The 457-nt window shown below is 52.5% G+C and carries 1 protein-coding gene; it reads left to right on the top strand.

Annotation, left to right across the window (positions count from 1 at the left end):
* Positions 1-444, top strand: a 444-nt coding sequence (locus GCN78_RS28930) for a hypothetical protein (protein ID WP_226939879.1), incomplete at its 5' end; no start/stop codon positions are given.
* Positions 445-457 lie beyond the last annotated feature (13 nt).

Genomic DNA, 457 nt, shown 5'->3' with positions numbered 1-457 from the left:
AGCTTTACTCAGAAAGTCAGCATGTCTCACCGTGATCCTTTTGATGTTATTTCATCCACCGTTGATCTGGATGATCCGGTAGAGCACGGTGATGCTCAACGCTTTATGGTTAACGCCCTGGCTCGGGTGATCGAATGTCTACCCGTTACCGCGCAGTCTTCTGTTTTGGCTGCTAAACGATATCTTGAGGGCGCGGCAACGGATAGCGAGGCCATAGCTGTCCGGGTGAGGCTTTGGGAGACCATCCGAGGACGCGATATGTCGGATGACCCTGAGGTGTTGCGTATCAGAACCACGATTTGTGCGCTGCACGGCATGGACGCTGAAGCACCTTACGACAAGTTGGAATACTTTCTGTTTTTTTGGGAGCGCAGCGGCTTAAGCATGGTCGAGCTAGCTGGAGCTATGTTCGACACATACGGCGTTGTTTATCACGACGCTTAATCGGCTGCGGTGG

It is taken from the genome of Janthinobacterium rivuli (assembly GCF_009208735.1).
Classification (GTDB): domain Bacteria; phylum Pseudomonadota; class Gammaproteobacteria; order Burkholderiales; family Burkholderiaceae_D; genus Janthinobacterium.
This window is presented reverse-complemented; position numbering and strand designations above follow the sequence as displayed.